We start from the raw sequence: 16,498 nt of genomic DNA on the forward strand, positions 1-16,498 counted from the left end.
GAGCCGCGGCCGGCCCTCCCAGCCTCCGCGGGGCGCACCGCGCGCGGGAACACCTCAGCCATAGGTCGGGCGCTGCGGCCAGCCCACCGGCGAGTCCTCCCAGTCCTCCTGCCGCCCATACGGCGTCAGATCGAGAATGTTGTTCATGAACACGAGCCGGTCGACGCCGCGCTGCGTGGTGTTGTACGTGCGGTAGACCTCGTCCCCGTCACGCAGGAACACGCTCAGCATGAAGCCGCCCCCCGCGTCGCAGTCCTCGGCGAACGTGGTGCCGTGCGAGGACACGAACGGCACCGTCCATCCGCGCTCGGCCTTGTACGTTTCGATCTGTTCCAGCGGCATGTCGGACACGTTCGACCAACTCACACCGCGCGCGGCGAGCGGCGCCAGGGCCGTGGGCGGAATTCCGTCGGTGAACTGCGTGCACCCGGGACAGAAGTGGCCGGGCCCGTTGTCCATGAACTGGTACACGACCAGCTGGTCCCGCCCCTCGAACAGCTCCAGCAGCGTGCGCGGCCCGTCCGGGCTCGCGAAGGTGTACTCCCCGAACCGCACCATCGGCAGCCGCCGGCGCCGGGCGGCGATCGCGTCCAGCTGGCGGGTCGCTTCCTTCTCCGCTTTGAGCAGCTCGTCGCGGGCTTCGCGGTACTCCTCGACCGAGACAATCCGAGGCTTCTCCATGCGCCCGATTCTGCCCGCCGGCGGGTCACCCCGCGCGCTTACGGGCCATCAAGCGCCCTCTTTCCCCACGCTCTTTTCATCCATCGGCCGATAGCGTTCCGAGCACATGCGCAACACCGTCCGGGCTCATTCGGGCGGCAGCCTTGCTCGGCTTCAGCCAACCCGCCCGCACCCGAACGCCGAACGCACACACCCGAACGCCGAACGCGCACCACACCGCCTGAACTCACTGCGACCGGCAGCGCTGCCAGGCCTCAGGCAACCCGCGGACCGCACACGAACCCCGAACACGCACCGCACCCGAACGCCGAACGCGCACCACACCGCCGCCCGAACTCACTGCGACCGGCAGCACTGCTCGGCCTCAGCCACCCGCGCACCGCACCCGAACGCCGAACACGCACCACACCCGAGCAGGAACTTGGCGGAGTCGGCGACGGGAACGCCCGAACGCACACCACACCGAAGGCCGCGCGCCACACCCCGAAGGCCGAACGTGCATCACCCCTGCCGCCGGGCTCGAGGCCGCGTTCGACTGCGTCCGAACAGCGCTGTCCATCCGCGCACCAGGTCCCGCGCGTTTACGATCGCGGGTGTGAAGGCCAACCGTTCGATCCCGGACGCCGCGGTAGTCCCGGTCCTGACCTACCCGGACGTCCGCCGCGCCGTCGCCTGGCTCGAGGCCGCGTTCGGCTTCGCGGAGCGGGTGCGCATCGGCGAAAACCATCGCGCCCAGATGCGCGCGGGCGAAGGCGCGATCATCGTCGCCGACGACGGCAGTGAGCGTCGCGCGCCCGAGCCCGGCGCGGGCGTGACGCACGCGGTCATGGTGCGCGTGGACGACATCGACGCCCACTGTGAGCGAGCGCGCGGCGCCGGTGCGCGAATCGTCATGGAGCCGGCCGAGTTCCCCTACGGCGAGCGCCAGTACCAGGCCGAAGACCTCGCCGGCCACCGCTGGACGTTCTCGCAGACCCTGGCCGACGTCGAGCCCGAGGCCTGGGGCGGCACCACGGTCACCTGACCCACCCGGAGACCCGCGCCGCCTCCGGAGCGGCGAACGCGCACAGATCTGCGCGCCTGCCGTCACGCGAACAGACGCGCAACACGCACCGCACGAACACGCATCGCACACTGCAGACCGCGTCCAACTCCGCGCCTACCGTCACGCGCACAGACGCGCAACACGCACCGCACGAACCCGCACCGCACGAACGCGCACCGCACACTGCGGACCGCGTCCACCTACGCGCCCACCGTCACCAGCACAAACACGCAACGCGCACCGCGCGAACGCGCACCGCACACTGCGGACCGCGCCCACCTGCGCGCCCACCGTTGCGGGCACAAGCGCGCAACAGGCACCGCACGAACGCGCATCGCACACTGCGGACCGTCCAACTGCGCGTCCGTGCTACGGGCGATGCGCGAACGTGCACCATTCGAACGGGAACGAGGGCGCGGACCGATCAGCCGAACAGGCCGGCCAGGACGAAGGCGTAGAGCAGGGTCTCGGCCAGCCACGCCGCGTACAGCAGCACGGGCGCCGGAGGCGCGACCGGCGCCGGCGGCAGCGACACCACGTCCCGCACCCGCTCACGCGCCCGGGCCGCGGCCCGCTCCGCCGCCAGGCGCAGCGCGCCCGCCAGCTGCAGGCCGGTGCGCTCGTCGCCGGAGAGGAAGCGCGGCAGCAGGGCATGCTCGCCGCGCGCGGTGACGACCAGGCCCGCGCCGTGGTGGTCGGTCTCGATGGTCACCGCGCCGTGGCGGTCGGCGCGGACCGCGTGCACCTCCGACCAGACGAGCAGCCGCGCGCCGATCGAGCCGACGACGCTCAGGCCGGCGCCGTTCCAGCTCACGCGCGGGCGCAGGAAGAGCCGCCAGCCCGAGAGGCAGGCGATCGCGGTCACGGGCGCGGTCACCGCGACCGCACCCCAGTACGGCAGCGTGGGCAGGAGCCGGGACAGGATGACGAGGAACGGCCACGAGGAGGCGACCACGACCGTGTACCCGGAGAAGCGGTTGTGCCGGTGCGTGTGCACGGTCTCCGGGTCGGCCGCGACGTCCTCCGGGCGCAGGGCCAGGATCTCCTCGGGCCGCAGCGGCAGCCGGGCCGCGTCGGGCACGGCCGCGGGCTCGTCGAGGTCCGGGTCGGGGGCGGGGCCGCCGTACGCGGGGGCGAAGCGGCCGCTGCGGGCCGGGCCGCGCGGGACGAGCAGCTCGCCGTCGACGGCGACCGCGCACCAGTTGCGCTGGGCGGGCACGCCGAAGAGGATGCCGGGGCGGATGTCGTCGGAGCCGTGCCGGGCCAGCGCGAAGAACTCCACGAGCGCCGGCTCGCCCGGCCGCGCGTCGGTGGCGTAGACCGCGACGCGGCCGCCGAGCGCCCAGACGTACACCTCCGTGGCCGGCTGCTCGCCCGAGAACAGGGCCCGGGCCGCCGCGCCGCGCTCCCGGGCGCGGGCGAGGCACCCGGCGGCCAGCCCGGCCAGCAGGACGGCCAGCGACAGCCAGTTGCTGGTGTTGTACGGCTCGCTGACCAGCTGGTAGAGCCCGTCCCGGGCGACGAGGACGGCGACGCGCGAGCCGACCGGGTGCTCGTCGGAGTCGTTCACGGTGACGCGCGCGGTCGCCGGGCCGGGGCCGGCGCCCGGGAGCCGGACCTCCAGCGTGTACTCGTCCGGGTGCGCGACGACCTCCGCCGTGACGCGCTCGGCCGTGGCCAGGCGGTCGTCCGCGCCCGACTGGTCCGCGACGGCGACGCCGGCGATCGCAAGAGCCACAAGCGTCAGTGGTACCGCCAGCAGCCGCCAGCCCAGACCGTACCGTGGCAGCGTCGAAGGCATCGGGGGCTTGCGATGCGATGTGGTCGCCGCCCACATCTGCGCGCCGCCGCCGGGCCCGGGCGGGGCGAGCCGGGCGGCGACGAAGGCCAGCACCGCGAGCGCCGCGTCCGCCCCGGTGAGCCAGGCCGGCGAGGCGAGGTCGGGGTGCGCGACCTGCCAGATGGCGTCGGTGGTGAAGAAGAGGGCCGCGAGCCAGGCGGTGACCGGCAGCGACACGAACGCGACCACGGGCAGCGCCGTGACGAGCCCGAAGAGCAGGGCGTTGAGCCAGTCCGGGCCGCACGGCGCGGCGTCGGAGCACTCGATCGGCGGGTCGAACGCGATGTGCAGCGCGAGGACCCCGAGGGCCACGACCACGACGAGCAGCGCGCGGGCGCGACGCCAGCGCACGGGGCGCGCGGTCCAGCCGAAGACGTCGGCGGTCAGCAGCGGGGTCATTTGCCCGCCATTCTCCTCCAGCGGCGCACGGCGCCGTCGGCGCGGGGTGGTCCGCGACCGGCCCGGAACCCCGCCGAGAGAGCGAGTTCCGTGGCGATCACGGCCGATTTGTACCCGTGGACCAGTCGCGATGTTCCCTGTAACGTCCTGCCGTGAAAGCGCTCTCTCGCATTGTGGCGCATCACCCCCGCCCCGCGATGCCACGCCCCGTCGTCGCCTGGGGCCGTGGGTGAGCCGCCACCCGAAGGAAAGTAGGTCCCGTTTCATGCCATTGGTCCACTCCGGCCAGGCGTCCGCCAGGTCTGCCGGGTCAGCCCCTCGCGGCCGCCGTGGCCGGTGGTTCGCCCTCGGGGCCGCCGTACTGCTGACCGCCGTCGCCGCCGTCAGCACCCCCGGCGCCGCCTCGGCCGCCCCCGCCAACCGCCCGCCGGCCGGGCAGCCCGACTTCGGGCCGAACGTCAAGATCTTCGACCCGTCCATGCCGGTCGAGCAGATCCAGGCGGCCGTCGACGCCGTCCACGCGGAGCAGGTCGACAACGAGATGGGCACGCAGCGCTACACGCTGCTGTTCAAGCCGGGCACGTACGGCACGCCCGAGCACCCGCTGATCTTCCAGGTCGGGTACTACACCGAGGTCGCCGGCCTCGGGCTCAACCCCACCGACACGGTCATCAACGGCCACGTCGACGTCTACAACCGCTGCCTCACGGCCGACAACTGCCTCGCGCTGGTCAACTTCTGGCGCTCGGTGTCCAACCTCACCATCAACGTGGCCGGCGAGAAGGACTGCCGCTCCTCGGGTGAGTTCTGGGCCGTGTCGCAGGCCGCGCCGATGCGGCGGGTGAAGGTCAACGGCAACATGACCTTCATGGACTACTGCACCGGCGGGCCGCAGTACGCCTCGGGCGGCTTCATCGCCGACTCGGTGTTCTCCACGGCGACGAACGGCTCGCAGCAGCAGTTCCTGGTGCGGGACAGCAACATGACCAACTGGTCGAACGCCGTGTGGAACCAGGTGTTCTCCGGGGCCGTGGGCGCGCCCGCGCAGCAGTTCCCGAACCCGCCGTACACCACCCTCGACACGACGCCGATGAGCAAGGAACGGCCGTTCCTCTACATCGACGCCAAGGGCAAGTGGAACGTCTTCGAGCCCGCGCTGCGCAAGAACTCCTCGGGCGCGAGCTGGGCCAACGGTCCCACCGCGGGCCGCTCGGTCCCGTTGTCGGACTTCTACCTGGCCAAGCCGACGGACTCGGTGCTGGCGATCAACATCCAGCTCGCCCTGGGCAAGAACCTGATCTTCACGCCCGGGGTGTACAACATCAACAGCTCGATCCTCGTCTGGCGGCCCGGCACCATCGTGCTGGGCATGGGCATCGCGACGCTGACCGCCGTCGGCGGTTCGGTGCCGCTGTGGATCGCCGACAGCAAGGGCATCTCGGTCTCCGGTCTCATGATCGACGCCGGTACCGTGAACTCGCCCGCGCTCATGCAGGTCGGCACCAAGCTCGGCGGCGCGCTCAACCTGGGCGACGCGAACGACCCGACGGTGCTGCACGACGTGTTCTTCCGCGTCGGCGGCCCGCACGTCGGCAAGGCGGACGTGAGCCTGGAGGTCAACTCCGACCACGTCATCCTCGACGACATCTGGGCGTGGCGCGCCGACCACGGCGTGCCGGGCTCGGTGGGCTGGGACGTGAACACCGGCCGCAACGGCGTCATCGTCAACGGCGACGACGTCCTCGCGACGGGCCTGTTCGTCGAGCACTACCAGCAGTACAACGTCATCTGGAACGGCGAGCGCGGCAAGACGATCTTCTTCCAGAACGAGCTGCCGTACGACCCGCCGAACCAGGCGGCGTGGCAGCACGACGGCGTGCTCGGCTGGGCCGCGTACAAGGTCAGCGACAAGGTGAAGACCCACGAGCTGTGGGGCGGCGGCGCCTACGTCTTCACGAACGTCGACCCGAGCATCCACGCGGCGCGCGGCTTCGAGGTGCCGAACCGCCCGGGCGTCAAGCTGCACGACATCCTGACGGTGAACCTCTCGGCCGGCACCATCGACCACGTGGTCAACGACACCGGCGCCCCGGTGACCACGGCCGGCGTCGGCGCGCCCAGCTACGTCACGAGCTACCCGGCGAGCTGATCGCGCACCTCCCGCACAACACGACGGCGCCCGGCCACTGGCCGGGCGCCGTTGCTCGTCCGAGAGGGACGATCCCTAGAGAATGAACCGCCTGTCGGCGTGCGGGCCGGCGATCGCGGCGCCGGGCTCGGCCGGCAGCCAGAACAGATCGTCCGACGCGTCCTCTGGCTCGACGTTGTTGTGATTGTCCCGAACGTCACTGCTGAGCACCGCGCTATCCATGTCGATATCGGTACCCCCGGGCAGTGACGGCAAACGCCACAGCGTGTGAGGTAGCGCTCAATATTCGTCAGGTGCGAACAGCCGTCGCGCTCCTTGCCATCCGGCGTATCGCCTCATAACGCCGCGGCGAAGATGAGGACCTCGGCGCCGGCGCCGTACCCCGTCGTGCGCTTCTCCAGGGTCAGGCCGGCGCGCAGGGCCACCCGCTGCGACGCCACGTTGTCCGGGTGGATGATCGCGATCACCCGGCCGGCGCCCAGCGCGGTACGGGCCCAGTCGCGGCAGGCGCGGGCGGCCTCCGTGGCCAGGCCGGTGCGCTGCAGGGCCGGCACCACGTGGTAGCCGAGCTCGAGCTCGTCCACCCCGTCGACGCGCTGGACGGTGAGGCCGCAGTCGCCGGCGAACACGTCGCCGTCGCGCAGGCGCATGGTCCACAGGCCGTGGCCGTCCTCGCGGTACCGCGTGCGGTTGCGCGTGATCCACTCGAGCGTCTCCGCGCGCGTCCTCGGCCTCGGGTAGTACCGCATGACCTGCGGATCGCCGAGCAGCGCCGCGAAATCGTCCAGGTCGGCCTCGACCATCTCGCGCAGGACGAGCCGCGGCGTGCCCGGGAAGTTCACTCGACGTACAGGTTGATGCACGCGCTGATCGGCAGGGCCACCATCACGAGCAGGAACGCCAGGAGCGCGGCCGCACCCTTCTGCTGCTGGGCGTGGATGGTCTTGAGCGTGCACTCGCCGGTGAGGACGAACCAGTCGATGAGGTACCGCGCGACGTACAGCCCCACGTAGGCGATCCCGAGCGCGGCGCCGAAACCGGCCAGGCTCTCGGGCCACGTGGTGAAGTCGCCGGCGATCGCGCCGTACAGGATGAGCCCGACGGCGGTGAGCACCGCGGCGGACTCGAGGCCCTGCGTCACGCCGTCGCCGGTGACCATCGCGGCGCGCGGGTTGCCGTGCGCGACGAGGCCGTGCAGGTGGAACGCGATCACGAGGCCGGCGATCCCGGCGAGGGTGAACACGGCCGTCGACAGCAGCGAGGTGCGCAGGTCGGGCGCGTGGCCGATGAAGGTGGCCCGCACAACCAGGGCCAGGCCGAGGTAGAAGCCGAGCCGGACCAGCCCGACGGACAGCGGCACGGTGTTGAGCGCGCCGATGCGCGTCGCGCGGGAGCGCAGGATCATCCAGTCGGTGATCCAGAAGCCGAGGACGGCGAGCACGGTGGCCCACACGATCCCGCCGCCGACCCAGGCCAGCGAGTTCCAGTTGGTCAGGTCCTGGCCGATCAGGCTCGACACGCCGATGACCTGCACGGCGACGAAGCCGACCCGCTGGACGAGGTAGCCCCAGTTCGACCGCTGCCAGAGCTCGTCGTGGTCGTCGAACGCGGTGACGGCGTTGAGCAGCCACCACCCGCCGCCCACGCCGAGGATCACGATGAGCACCTGAAGCACCGCGATCGAGGCGGCGGTACCGTTCATGGCGTTCTCCTACTAGAAGCCGGTGTGGTCGATGGTGTGGGGCACGAAGTGGCTCAGATTGTCGGTGATGAGCCCGGCGCTCTCGCGGATGCCGAGCCCGGCCGGCTCGCCGTCGATCATCCAGACCCCGAGCACGGGGTGCCACTCGCCACCCCGGGGGTCGGTGTACGCCGGCAGCGGCGCGAACGACTGGCACACGAACGGGCCGCCGTAGTCACCCGGCGTGCTGATCTTGGTAACGCCGTCGACGATGACCGAGACGTTGGCGCCCTCGCGGCCGAGCAGGGGCTTGCGCACGTAGGAGGTCATCCAGTCCGGCTTCTCGGACTCGAAGTACGCGGGAAGGAGCAGGTCCTTCTTCTCCGGGTCGTCGCCGAAGAGGTGCCACAGCACCGGCAGCAGGCCCTTGTTGCTCCAGAGCATCTTGTAGGGCGGCTCGATCCACACGGTGCTGTCGCGGCGCGGGTCGCTCATGTCGCGGAAGCACTGCTTGGCGAACTGCTCCGCGGCCATCCACTCCCACGGGTACAACTTGAAGATCACGTCGATGTGCTGACCCTCGGGGTCGTAGAACCGGTCGCCGGCCTGGATGTCACCGGCGCCGATCTCGTCCATCCAGATGAACTTGGTGCGGTACCCGAGCGGGCCGAGCGCCTGGCGGGCCGTCTCCATCAGGTACTCGGTGTTGAACAGGTCCTCGCCGCTGTCCTCCTCGCGGTCGCACGCGAAGTGGATGGTGACCGGGTCGAGCAGGTGGGTGCGGGCCTGGCGCAGCCGCGCCAGGTTGCGCTGCCAGCCGGCGACCAGCATCTCGTGGATCGCGTTCCACTGGTCCTTGCCCTGGCCGGTCTGCTGCATCCAGTACCACTGCGCGACCGCCGCCTCGGGCAGCGCGGTCGGGGTGTCGGCGTTGAACTCGAGCAGCTGCGGCTTGCCCGCGAACTCGCCGGCGTAGCGCACGTCGAATCGGCCGTAGATGCTCGGCGAGAAGTCGCCCTTGCTGCGCCCGCCGGGCTCGGTCTCGTCGTCCCACCAGGTGCGCTTGACCTGGTCCCAGGCGAACTCGGGGATGCCCAGCAGCTGGAACATGTTGTGGTCGACGACGAAGTCGCCGGCCGCGACGCACATCTCGAACAGCGTCGCGGCGCTCGCCGAGAGCGTGTCGATCTCGGACGAGGTGAAGTCGTAGAAGGGGCCTTCCTTCCAGTACGACAGCGTGCCGCCGCCCGGCGCCGGGATCTCGTTGTTGTAGACGATCCCCTGCGAGGCCAGCTGCTCACGCCAGTCCGGGCGGACGGCTCCGTCGGCGATGCGTCGCACGTCAGCTGCCCGAGCTGCCGTGGCTGCTGCTGCCGAAGCCGCCGGAGCTCACCTTGCCGTTGCTCACGTGCCCGGTCGCGGGCAGCCCGGCGTTGGAGCGCCCGACCGAGTCGGTGGACGAGACGCGGCTGCCGCCGCTGAGCCGGTAGCCCGGCGAGCGGCCGCGACCGTAGCTGCCGGTGTAGTAGTAGTGACCGGGCGAGCCGTCGTCGCATCGGTAGTCCGGCACCACCACGCCGTTCTGGTCGGCGCAGTAGGTCTGCTGCTCGCGGCCGCACGCCGCCAGACCGCCGGTCGTGGCCAGCGCCGCCAGCGCGAGGTAGCTTCGGCCCAGCGGTACCGACTTGGAACGCCTCATCGTCTGCTCCCTCAGGTGTGCCTTAGCACGGTAAATGACCTTCGCAAGGAGCGCGAGCGGACGGACCGTTCTGTGACAGTGAAGGTTTCCATTCCGCCGGACCCGGCGATCGGCCCGTTCGACGAGGGCGCGGCGTCGGCCGGGTACCCGGCCGACGCCGCCGACGGCGCGGTGCCGGCGAGCATCGTCGCGGCCGGCTACGCCGGGGCGCGAGCAGTCCCGCGCCCGCGGCCCCGCTCACCGGCCCGGGCGGCACGTGCGTCGACGGCGCCGGCGTGGCCGTACACCCGTGGGACTGCCAGGGGGCGCCCAACCAGCGCCGGACGCACGGGTCCGACCAGTCCGTCCCGGCGCTCGGGCGCCGCCTGCACCTCGTGGGCGACGCGACCGGCACCGGAAGTGGTTGCGGCAGAGGGACGGGTCCCTGCGCAACCCGGTGTCCTCCCTGCGCAACCCGGTGTCCGGACGGTGCCTCGACACGCCGAGCGGGGCCACGGCTACGGCACCAAGCTGCAGATCCGGGACCGCGACGGCTCGGCTGCCCAAAAGTTCCTTGTAGGCTAATCCCTAAAGACATTAGGCTGTACCGCATGGTACGGGCCGGTCTGTCGCGCGCACAGGTGTGCACCGCCGCACTGGAGCTGGCCGACGAGGTGGGCATCGACCATGTGACGATGACCGCCCTCGCGCGGCGGCTCGGCGTGGCGGTGCCCAGCCTCTACGAGCACGTTCGCGGAGTGCCGGACCTGCTGGACGCGGTCGCCGGGCAGGCGACGAACGAGCTGGCGGACCGGCTGGGCGAGGCGCTGCAGGGGCGCTCGGGGCGGGCGGCGCTGATCGCCTACGGCACCGCGTACCGGGCGTGGGTGCTGGCGCATCCCGGGCGGTACGCGGCGACGGTGCGCCCGCTGACCGACCCCGAGGGCGCGGCCGCCCAGGCGCGGATCGTCGCCGGGTGCGCGACGCTGCTGCGGGGCTACGAGCTCGAGGAGACACGCGCGGTCGACGCGGTGCGGTTCGTGTACAGCACGATGCACGGGTTCATCCACCTGGAGACCGACGGCGGGTTCCATCATGCTCGGGAGCTGGATTCGAGCTGGTCGCTGGTGCTCGACGCGCTCGATCGGGCGCTGTCCACCTGGCCGTCGTCGTGAGGTTTCGGCTCTCACACGCTCGGCTTTCGCGGCCTCGGCTTCGGCGTCCTGAGCTTTCGCGTTCTCGGCTTCCGCGTCCTGAGCTTCCGCGGCCTCGGCTTCCGCGTCCTGAGCTTTCGCGTCCTCGGCTTCCGCGTCCTGAGCTTCCGCGTCCTCGGCTTCCGCGTCCTGAGCTTCCGCGTCCTCGGCTTCCGCGTCCTGAGCTTCCGCGTCCTGAGCTTCCGCGTCCTGAGCTTCCGCGTCCTGAGCTTTCGCGTTCTCGGCTTCCGCGGCCTCGGCTTCCGCGTCCTCGGCTTCTGCGTTCTGGGGTCTTGCACGCCCCGCTCTCGCAGGTTCGGCTGTCGCACACCCTGTTCTCGCGCATCCCGCTCTTGCGCGCCCTGTTCTCGCACGCACCGTTCTCGCACGCACCGTTCTCGCAGGCCCCGTTCTCGCAGGCCCCGTTCTCGCAGGCCCCGTTCCTGCACGCACCGTTCTCGCAGGCCCCGCTCACCGTCCCCGCGTCCTTGGCCTGGATGCCCGCGTGAAGGCCTGGCTCATCACTGGCTGTTCGAGCGGTCTCGGGCGCGCGCTCGCGTCCGCCGCGATCGCGCGCGGCGACGCCGTCCTGGCCACCGCGCGCGACGTCGGCTCGCTGGAAACGCTCACTTCGCGCGCACCCGAGCGCGCGTTCGCGCACCAATTGGACGTCACGTCGCCGGGGGCCGCCCGCCTCGCCGTGGACGAGGCCCTGGCCCGCTTCGGCCGCGTCGACGTCCTGGCCAACTACGCCGGCTACGGACTGCTGGGCGCGCTCGAGGATCTCGACGAGCACGAGCTGCGCGAGCAGTTCGAGACGAACCTGTTCGGCGCCCTGGCGCTCACTCGCGCAGTACTGCCGTCCATGCGCGCAGCCGGCACCGGGTGCATCGTGCAGATGTCGTCACTCGTCGGTGTCATTCCGGGTCCGGGCGGCTCGGCGTACGTGGGCAGCAAGGCCGCGCTGGACGCGATGTCGGAGTCCCTCGCCGGCGAGGTCGCACCGTTCGGCATCCGCGTGCTGATCGTGGAGCCGGGCGGCTTCCGCACGGACGCGAGCGGGCGCTCGATGCGGTGGGCGGCGACGAGCCCGGCCTACCGGGCGTTCATCGAGCCGGCCCGGGCCGCGTTCGCCGCGCGCCACGGACATCAGGAGGGCGACCCGGACCGGGCGGCCGCGGCGGTGCTGGCCGCCGTCGACGATCCCGGGGCGCCGCTGCGGCTGCCGCTCGGCGCGGACGCGTACGCGCACATCGACGCCTACCTGCGCCGCCGCCTCCGGGACCACGTCGAGCCGCCGGACACCGCGTTCGTCGACCCGCCGCACCCGGGCGACCAGTAGGCCGCCTTCGAGCCGTCGCACACCGCGCTCGCGGACCAACCGCGCTCGAACGCCGGGCGGACATCACGTTCGCGCACCTACCAGCGCTGGAACCGCCAATCGGACACCGCGTTCGTGCACCTTCCAGCGCTCGAACCGCCAACCCGGACACCGCACTCGCGCACCCACCATCGCTCGAACCGCCAACCCGACACCGCGTTCACGCACCTTCCAGCGCTCGAACCGCCAACCAGACACCGAACTCGCGCACCCACCGCCGCTCGAACCGCCAACCGGACACCGCACTCGCGCACCCACCAGCGCGAAAACCATCCACCGGACACCGCGTTCGCTCACCTACCGTGCGCGAACGGTCAGCAGGCCGGCCAGGTCCACGTCGGCCGGGCGGCCACCGTGGCCGGAGTCGGCGATCAGGCGGGCGCCCAGCACCGCGCTCCAGAACGTACGCACCTCCACCGCGGGCGGGCGGTCCACGGTCCAGGCGCGCCGGTCCAAAAGCGTCACCAGGTAGTGCTCGGCCTGCCGGAACAGGATCGTGAGGTACAGCTGCGCCGTTGTCTGCAGCTCCGGGCGCTCCCGCGCGATCGACATCGCCTGCACCGCGGCGGGGATCGCGGGCAGGGCGAGCGCGGTGCGGGCGAGGGCGGAGCGGAACGTCTCGGGCGTGCGCCGGCGGTAGCCGACCGACTCCAGCCGCGCGGCGTCGCGCAGCAGTGTGGACAGGGCCGCGTGGACGAACAGGCCGTCCTTGGAGCCGAAGTAGTACGTGATCTGGTGCGGGTACGCCTCCGCCGACTGCGCGATCGCGGCCACGCTCACGCCCGCCAGTCCGCGCTCGGCGAAGAGGGCCGCCGCGCACCGCAGGATCCGCGCGCGGGTGCGGCGGCCGCGGGCCCGGGCCGGTTCGCTGATGGACATGTCATATTTGTATGCGATACAAGTATCCGAGGCAATCGAACCGGGAGGGTGCCATGGGCGCGGACGTGGTCGTCACGGGGATGGGGGCGTTGTCGCCGCTCGGCGAGGGCGTCGAGGCGCTCTGGCAGGGGCTGCTCGCGGGCCGCTCGGGCGTGCGGCGCATCGACGACCTGCTGCCGCCCGGGGTGCTGGACGAGCTGCCGGTGCGCATCGGGGCGACGATGGCGGTGTCGCCGGACACGCTGCTGACCCGCGTCCAGGCCCGGCGGATGGACCGGTGCGAGCAGGCGGCCCTGGTCGCGGCCCGGCAGGCGTGGCAGGACGCCGGCGCGCCGGAGGTCGACACCGAGCGGCTGGCGGTGGTGATCGGCACCGGGATCGGCGGGGTAAGCACGCTGCTGGGCCAGGACGACGTGCTCGAGGAGAAGGGCCCGGGCAAGGTGTCGCCGCTGACCGTGCCGATGCTCATGCCCAACGGCCCCGCGGCCTGGGTGAGCATCGAGTTCGGCGCGCACGCCGGGGTCTACACGCCGGTGTCGGCCTGCGCGTCGGGCGCCGAGGCGATCGCGCTCGGGGTGCGGCTCATCCGCTCCGGCGAGGCCGACATCGTGATCGCGGGCGGCTCGGAGGCGGCCATCACGCCGCTCACGCTCGCCGGGTTCGCGCAGGCCCGCACGCTGTCGAAGCGCAACGACGAGCCGCTGCGCGCGTCGCGGCCGTTCGACGTGGACCGCGACGGCTTCGTGATGGGCGAGGGCGCGGGGATCGTGATTCTGGAGAGCGCTTCGCACGCGGCGGCCCGCGGGGCGCGCGTGCACGGGCGGGTTGCGGGGGTCGGGGTAACCTCCGACGCCTACCACATCACGGGCCCGGACCCGAGCGGCGCCGGCCAGGTGCGCGCGATCCGGCGGGCCGTGGCCGACGCCGGGTTGCAGCCGTCCGACATCGCGCACGTGAACTGCCACGCGACCTCGACCGTGGTCGGCGACGTCGGGGAGGCGGCGGCGATCCAGGCCGCGCTCGGCGACGACGTCGTGCTGACCGCACCGAAGTCCGCGCTCGGGCACCTGGTCGGGGCCGCGGGGGCGGTGGAGAGCATCGTGACCCTCTTGTCAGTGGTTCAGGGTGTCGTACCGCCCACGCTCAACCTCGACAACAAGTCCCCCGACATCGAGCTGGACGTCGTGGCGGGCGAGCCGCGAACGCTCCCGATGACCGCAGCGGTGTGCAACTCCTTCGGCTTCGGCGGCCTGAACGTGTCACTCGTCTTCACCGCGTGAGCGAACAGGCCCCATTCGAACACCGCGCACGACCGAACGCGCACTATCGGTGCACCCCGCACGATCAACCACGCCCACTCGCTCACCCCGCACGACCAAACGCGCACTACCGGCGCACCCCGCACGACCAACCACGCCCGCTCGCGCACCCCGCACGGCCGAACGCACACTACTGGCGCACCTCGCATACCCGATCACGCCCACTCGCTCACCGCGCACGACCGAACACGCACTACTGGCGCACCTCGCATAACCGATCACGCCCACTCGCTCACCGCGCATGACCGATCACGCCCACTCGTGCACTCCGCATGACCGAACGCGCACTACTGATGCGCCCCGCGTGACCCGATCGCGCCCTCCGTGCACCGTGCATGGCCGCCTACCCCTGCTCGTACCCGCCGCGCGAACGAACACTTCTTCGCCCCACTCGGACGCGCACTCACCGCGCAAATGAACACGCGCCACCCGCACTCACCGGGCGAGCGGACACGCCCACTCGACGGACTCGCGCGTCCAGAGCTACGCGCGAGCCCGCACCAAACCGTGTCCATGTGTGCACGTCCGCGCCGACCAAGCACCAAGGTCGCGCGCCGAACGTGCACACATGCTCACACCGCCCGACCAGCAGGAACAGGCCACATCGGCCAGGGGTCCTGCCCGCCGCCGGCGTTCCGGCCCGACGCGGACGCGTCAGCGAATCTGGTCCTGCTCCTGCAGCTCCGTCAGCTTCACCGTGCACAAACCCCCACGCTCGGCCTTCACGTCCGTCACGGTCAGCTGCGTACCCGGCGTGAGAATGAACTCCTCCTCGCCCGTGAACGCGGAGTAGCTGCGGATGCCGACCGCGCGAAGGGGTACGACTTCGAAAAGTGTCCGCTTCCCGCTGCCACCCATGAACGAACGCGCAACGCCAAGGCTGGATGTGCACGAGGACACACCCCACCAGGTGACCGTTTGGCCAAGCGGGTACTGCCGGCGCAGATCCATCCGCACACCCCGCCACAGCGGCTCGCGGCGTGCGGGCAGGCGCGAGACGGCGGAGAAGAGCAGGCGGAGGTACGGCAGGTACGGCACGATCCGCGCCCGATCAGGATCGCGCAGGCTGGCGTTGATCTGGCGGTAGAAGGCGGATTCGCAGGTGTACAGGTAAAGGGCGGCGGCCTCGTCGGCGCTCAGGCCCTCGGCCTCGGCGGCGGCCTGCTTCTGTCCGAAGGCGTGCGAGGCGTCCACGTGCCAGCCGAGGCCCTTGAGCACCGCGGCCGCGGGCGCGATCGCCGCGCGGAAGTCCATGAGCGGGGTGTCGAAGACGCCGGTGATCGCGGGCAGCGCGAGGCCCTCGTCCTTGACGCTTTCGAGCCGTTCCAGGTACAGCTTGTGCAACTCCATCGTCGAGGCGATGAAGGCGCCCATGCGATCCGCGGCGGGGTCCTGGTGCGCGTTCCACCCGACGCTCGGCAGCCAGTCGATTTCGTCAGCGCCGAGTGAGCGCAAAGCTTCGTTTACGGTCGCGAAGTGCTCGTTGTCGCAGAAAATGTCGCCCTGCGCGGCCGGGTTCGGGTGGTCGATGTGGCGCACCTCGACGCCCGGGTACTGCTGCTGCAGCCGCGTCACCAGGGACTTCAGCCCCCGCGCGTGCGCGCCCCACCACGCGAAGACGACGCCGCGGTCCTCCTCGGCCGCGTCCTGCTTGGCCTTGAGGATCTCCTCGACGAGCCGCTCCACCACGGGCCGCCAGAAGCCGGTGTGCTGGTCGGTGCCGTAGGAACCGTCGGCGCTCGCGGTCAGCGAGGCGTTGAGCAGCAGCACCCCCTGCGTCAGCATCGACGAGAACCACTCCGGTGGCTGCACCGTCTCGTGCTGCTTGAGCAACGCGCGGATGTCGGCGATCGGCGTCTTCTTCGGGATGCCGTACTTCCACATCGCCGCCGCCTTGATGATGCACCGAATGCTCACCACCCGGCCGAACTGGCTGTCCGCCCAGTCGTGGAAGGTGTTGTCGAACATCGCGATGCCGGTGGCGGATTCGGGCCGCGGATAGGGGTTCTGCCCGAAGACCACGACCTTCCACTTGTGCGGCGGGTTCGGCTTCAGCGCCTGGAAGGTGAGCTCGCGCACTGGCACGATCTGCGGGCTGCGCTTGGGCCCGATGAACTGCGCCGCGCTCGGCTGCGCCTCGATGACCGGCTTGAGCAGCGGCAGCCAGGGCTCGCCGCCGCCCTCGAACAGCTCGGCCAAACCCAACGGGTCGTCGGTGTCGCTCACGGTGACCTCCGCGGGAGTTCCACTGTG

General features: G+C 71.4%; 15 protein-coding genes. 6 read left to right on the top strand and 9 right to left on the bottom strand.

The annotated features are described in order from the left end of the window. Window positions 1–54: 54 nt before the first annotated feature. On the bottom strand, window positions 55–681 hold the full coding sequence (locus ACQP1P_RS40670; protein ID WP_433079615.1) for a DUF899 family protein: 627 nt from the start codon (window positions 679–681) through the stop codon (window positions 55–57). 595 nt (window positions 682–1,276) lie between these two features. Here ACQP1P_RS40670 and ACQP1P_RS40675 point away from each other — a divergent pair. Then, window positions 1,277–1,705, top strand: coding sequence for a VOC family protein (locus ACQP1P_RS40675; RefSeq protein WP_433079617.1), 429 nt, complete (start codon window positions 1,277–1,279; stop codon window positions 1,703–1,705). Between the two features lie 445 nt (window positions 1,706–2,150). Here the strand turns inward: ACQP1P_RS40675 and ACQP1P_RS40680 are convergent, their stop codons facing one another. Continuing rightward, window positions 2,151–3,965: a hypothetical protein gene (locus ACQP1P_RS40680; RefSeq protein WP_433079619.1), complete on the bottom strand. Its 1,815-nt coding sequence runs from the start codon at window positions 3,963–3,965 to the stop codon at window positions 2,151–2,153. A 265-nt stretch (window positions 3,966–4,230) separates the two neighbouring features. On the opposite strand from ACQP1P_RS40680, the gene ACQP1P_RS40685 reads away from it, so the two are divergent. Next, window positions 4,231–6,114 (top strand): adenylyl cyclase, encoded by a 1,884-nt coding sequence (locus ACQP1P_RS40685; RefSeq protein WP_433079621.1) that lies wholly within the window; start codon window positions 4,231–4,233, stop codon window positions 6,112–6,114. Between the two features lie 75 nt (window positions 6,115–6,189). Here ACQP1P_RS40685 and ACQP1P_RS40690 read toward each other — a convergent pair whose 3' ends face one another. The 5 genes from ACQP1P_RS40690 to ACQP1P_RS40710 form a co-directional block, all read right to left on the bottom strand. Then, complete coding sequence (locus ACQP1P_RS40690; protein ID WP_433079623.1) at window positions 6,190–6,336, bottom strand: hypothetical protein; 147 nt, start codon at window positions 6,334–6,336, stop codon at window positions 6,190–6,192. 113 nt (window positions 6,337–6,449) lie between these two features. Then, on the bottom strand, window positions 6,450–6,956 hold the full coding sequence (locus ACQP1P_RS40695) for a GNAT family N-acetyltransferase (RefSeq protein ID WP_433079625.1): 507 nt from the start codon (window positions 6,954–6,956) through the stop codon (window positions 6,450–6,452). Then, entirely contained in the window at window positions 6,953–7,816 is an 864-nt protein-coding gene (locus tag ACQP1P_RS40700; protein WP_433079627.1) for a hypothetical protein, read from the bottom strand. The genes ACQP1P_RS40695 and ACQP1P_RS40700 overlap by 4 nt, the downstream gene beginning before the upstream one ends. Window positions 7,817–7,828: 12 nt before the next feature. After that, on the bottom strand, window positions 7,829–9,136 hold the full coding sequence (locus tag ACQP1P_RS40705; RefSeq protein ID WP_433079629.1) for a glutathionylspermidine synthase family protein: 1,308 nt from the start codon (window positions 9,134–9,136) through the stop codon (window positions 7,829–7,831). Window position 9,137: 1 nt separating this feature from the next. Further along, complete coding sequence (locus ACQP1P_RS40710; protein WP_433079631.1) at window positions 9,138–9,494, bottom strand: hypothetical protein; 357 nt, start codon at window positions 9,492–9,494, stop codon at window positions 9,138–9,140. Between the two features lie 590 nt (window positions 9,495–10,084). Between ACQP1P_RS40710 and ACQP1P_RS40715 the strand changes: the two genes are divergently transcribed. The 3 genes from ACQP1P_RS40715 to ACQP1P_RS40725 all read left to right on the top strand — a co-directional run bounded on the left by ACQP1P_RS40715 (window position 10,085) and on the right by ACQP1P_RS40725 (window position 12,008). After that, window positions 10,085–10,648 (top strand): TetR/AcrR family transcriptional regulator, encoded by a 564-nt coding sequence (locus tag ACQP1P_RS40715; protein WP_433079633.1) that lies wholly within the window; start codon window positions 10,085–10,087, stop codon window positions 10,646–10,648. 311 nt (window positions 10,649–10,959) lie between these two features. Next, entirely contained in the window at window positions 10,960–11,175 is a 216-nt protein-coding gene (locus tag ACQP1P_RS40720) for a hypothetical protein (protein ID WP_433079635.1), read from the top strand. Beyond that, the gene (locus ACQP1P_RS40725; protein ID WP_433079637.1) at window positions 11,172–12,008 is read left to right on the top strand and encodes an SDR family NAD(P)-dependent oxidoreductase; all 837 of its coding nucleotides are present in this window, start codon (window positions 11,172–11,174) and stop codon (window positions 12,006–12,008) included. The genes ACQP1P_RS40720 and ACQP1P_RS40725 overlap by 4 nt, the downstream gene beginning before the upstream one ends. Before the next feature lie 336 nt (window positions 12,009–12,344). Here the strand turns inward: ACQP1P_RS40725 and ACQP1P_RS40730 are convergent, their stop codons facing one another. After that, window positions 12,345–12,926, bottom strand: a complete 582-nt coding sequence (locus tag ACQP1P_RS40730) for a TetR/AcrR family transcriptional regulator C-terminal domain-containing protein (protein ID WP_433079639.1) — start codon at window positions 12,924–12,926, stop codon at window positions 12,345–12,347. A gap of 53 nt (window positions 12,927–12,979) precedes the next feature. On the opposite strand from ACQP1P_RS40730, the gene ACQP1P_RS40735 reads away from it, so the two are divergent. Next, window positions 12,980–14,206 (top strand): beta-ketoacyl-[acyl-carrier-protein] synthase family protein, encoded by a 1,227-nt coding sequence (locus tag ACQP1P_RS40735; protein ID WP_433079641.1) that lies wholly within the window; start codon window positions 12,980–12,982, stop codon window positions 14,204–14,206. A gap of 693 nt (window positions 14,207–14,899) precedes the next feature. On the opposite strand, the gene ACQP1P_RS40740 is transcribed toward ACQP1P_RS40735, so the two are convergent. Beyond that, entirely contained in the window at window positions 14,900–16,471 is a 1,572-nt protein-coding gene (locus ACQP1P_RS40740; protein ID WP_433079643.1) for an ADP-ribosyltransferase domain-containing protein, read from the bottom strand. Window positions 16,472–16,498 lie beyond the last annotated feature (27 nt).

It is taken from the genome of Dactylosporangium sp. CA-052675, assembly GCF_050947935.1.
In the GTDB taxonomy this organism is placed as follows: Bacteria; Actinomycetota; Actinomycetes; order Mycobacteriales; family Micromonosporaceae; genus Dactylosporangium.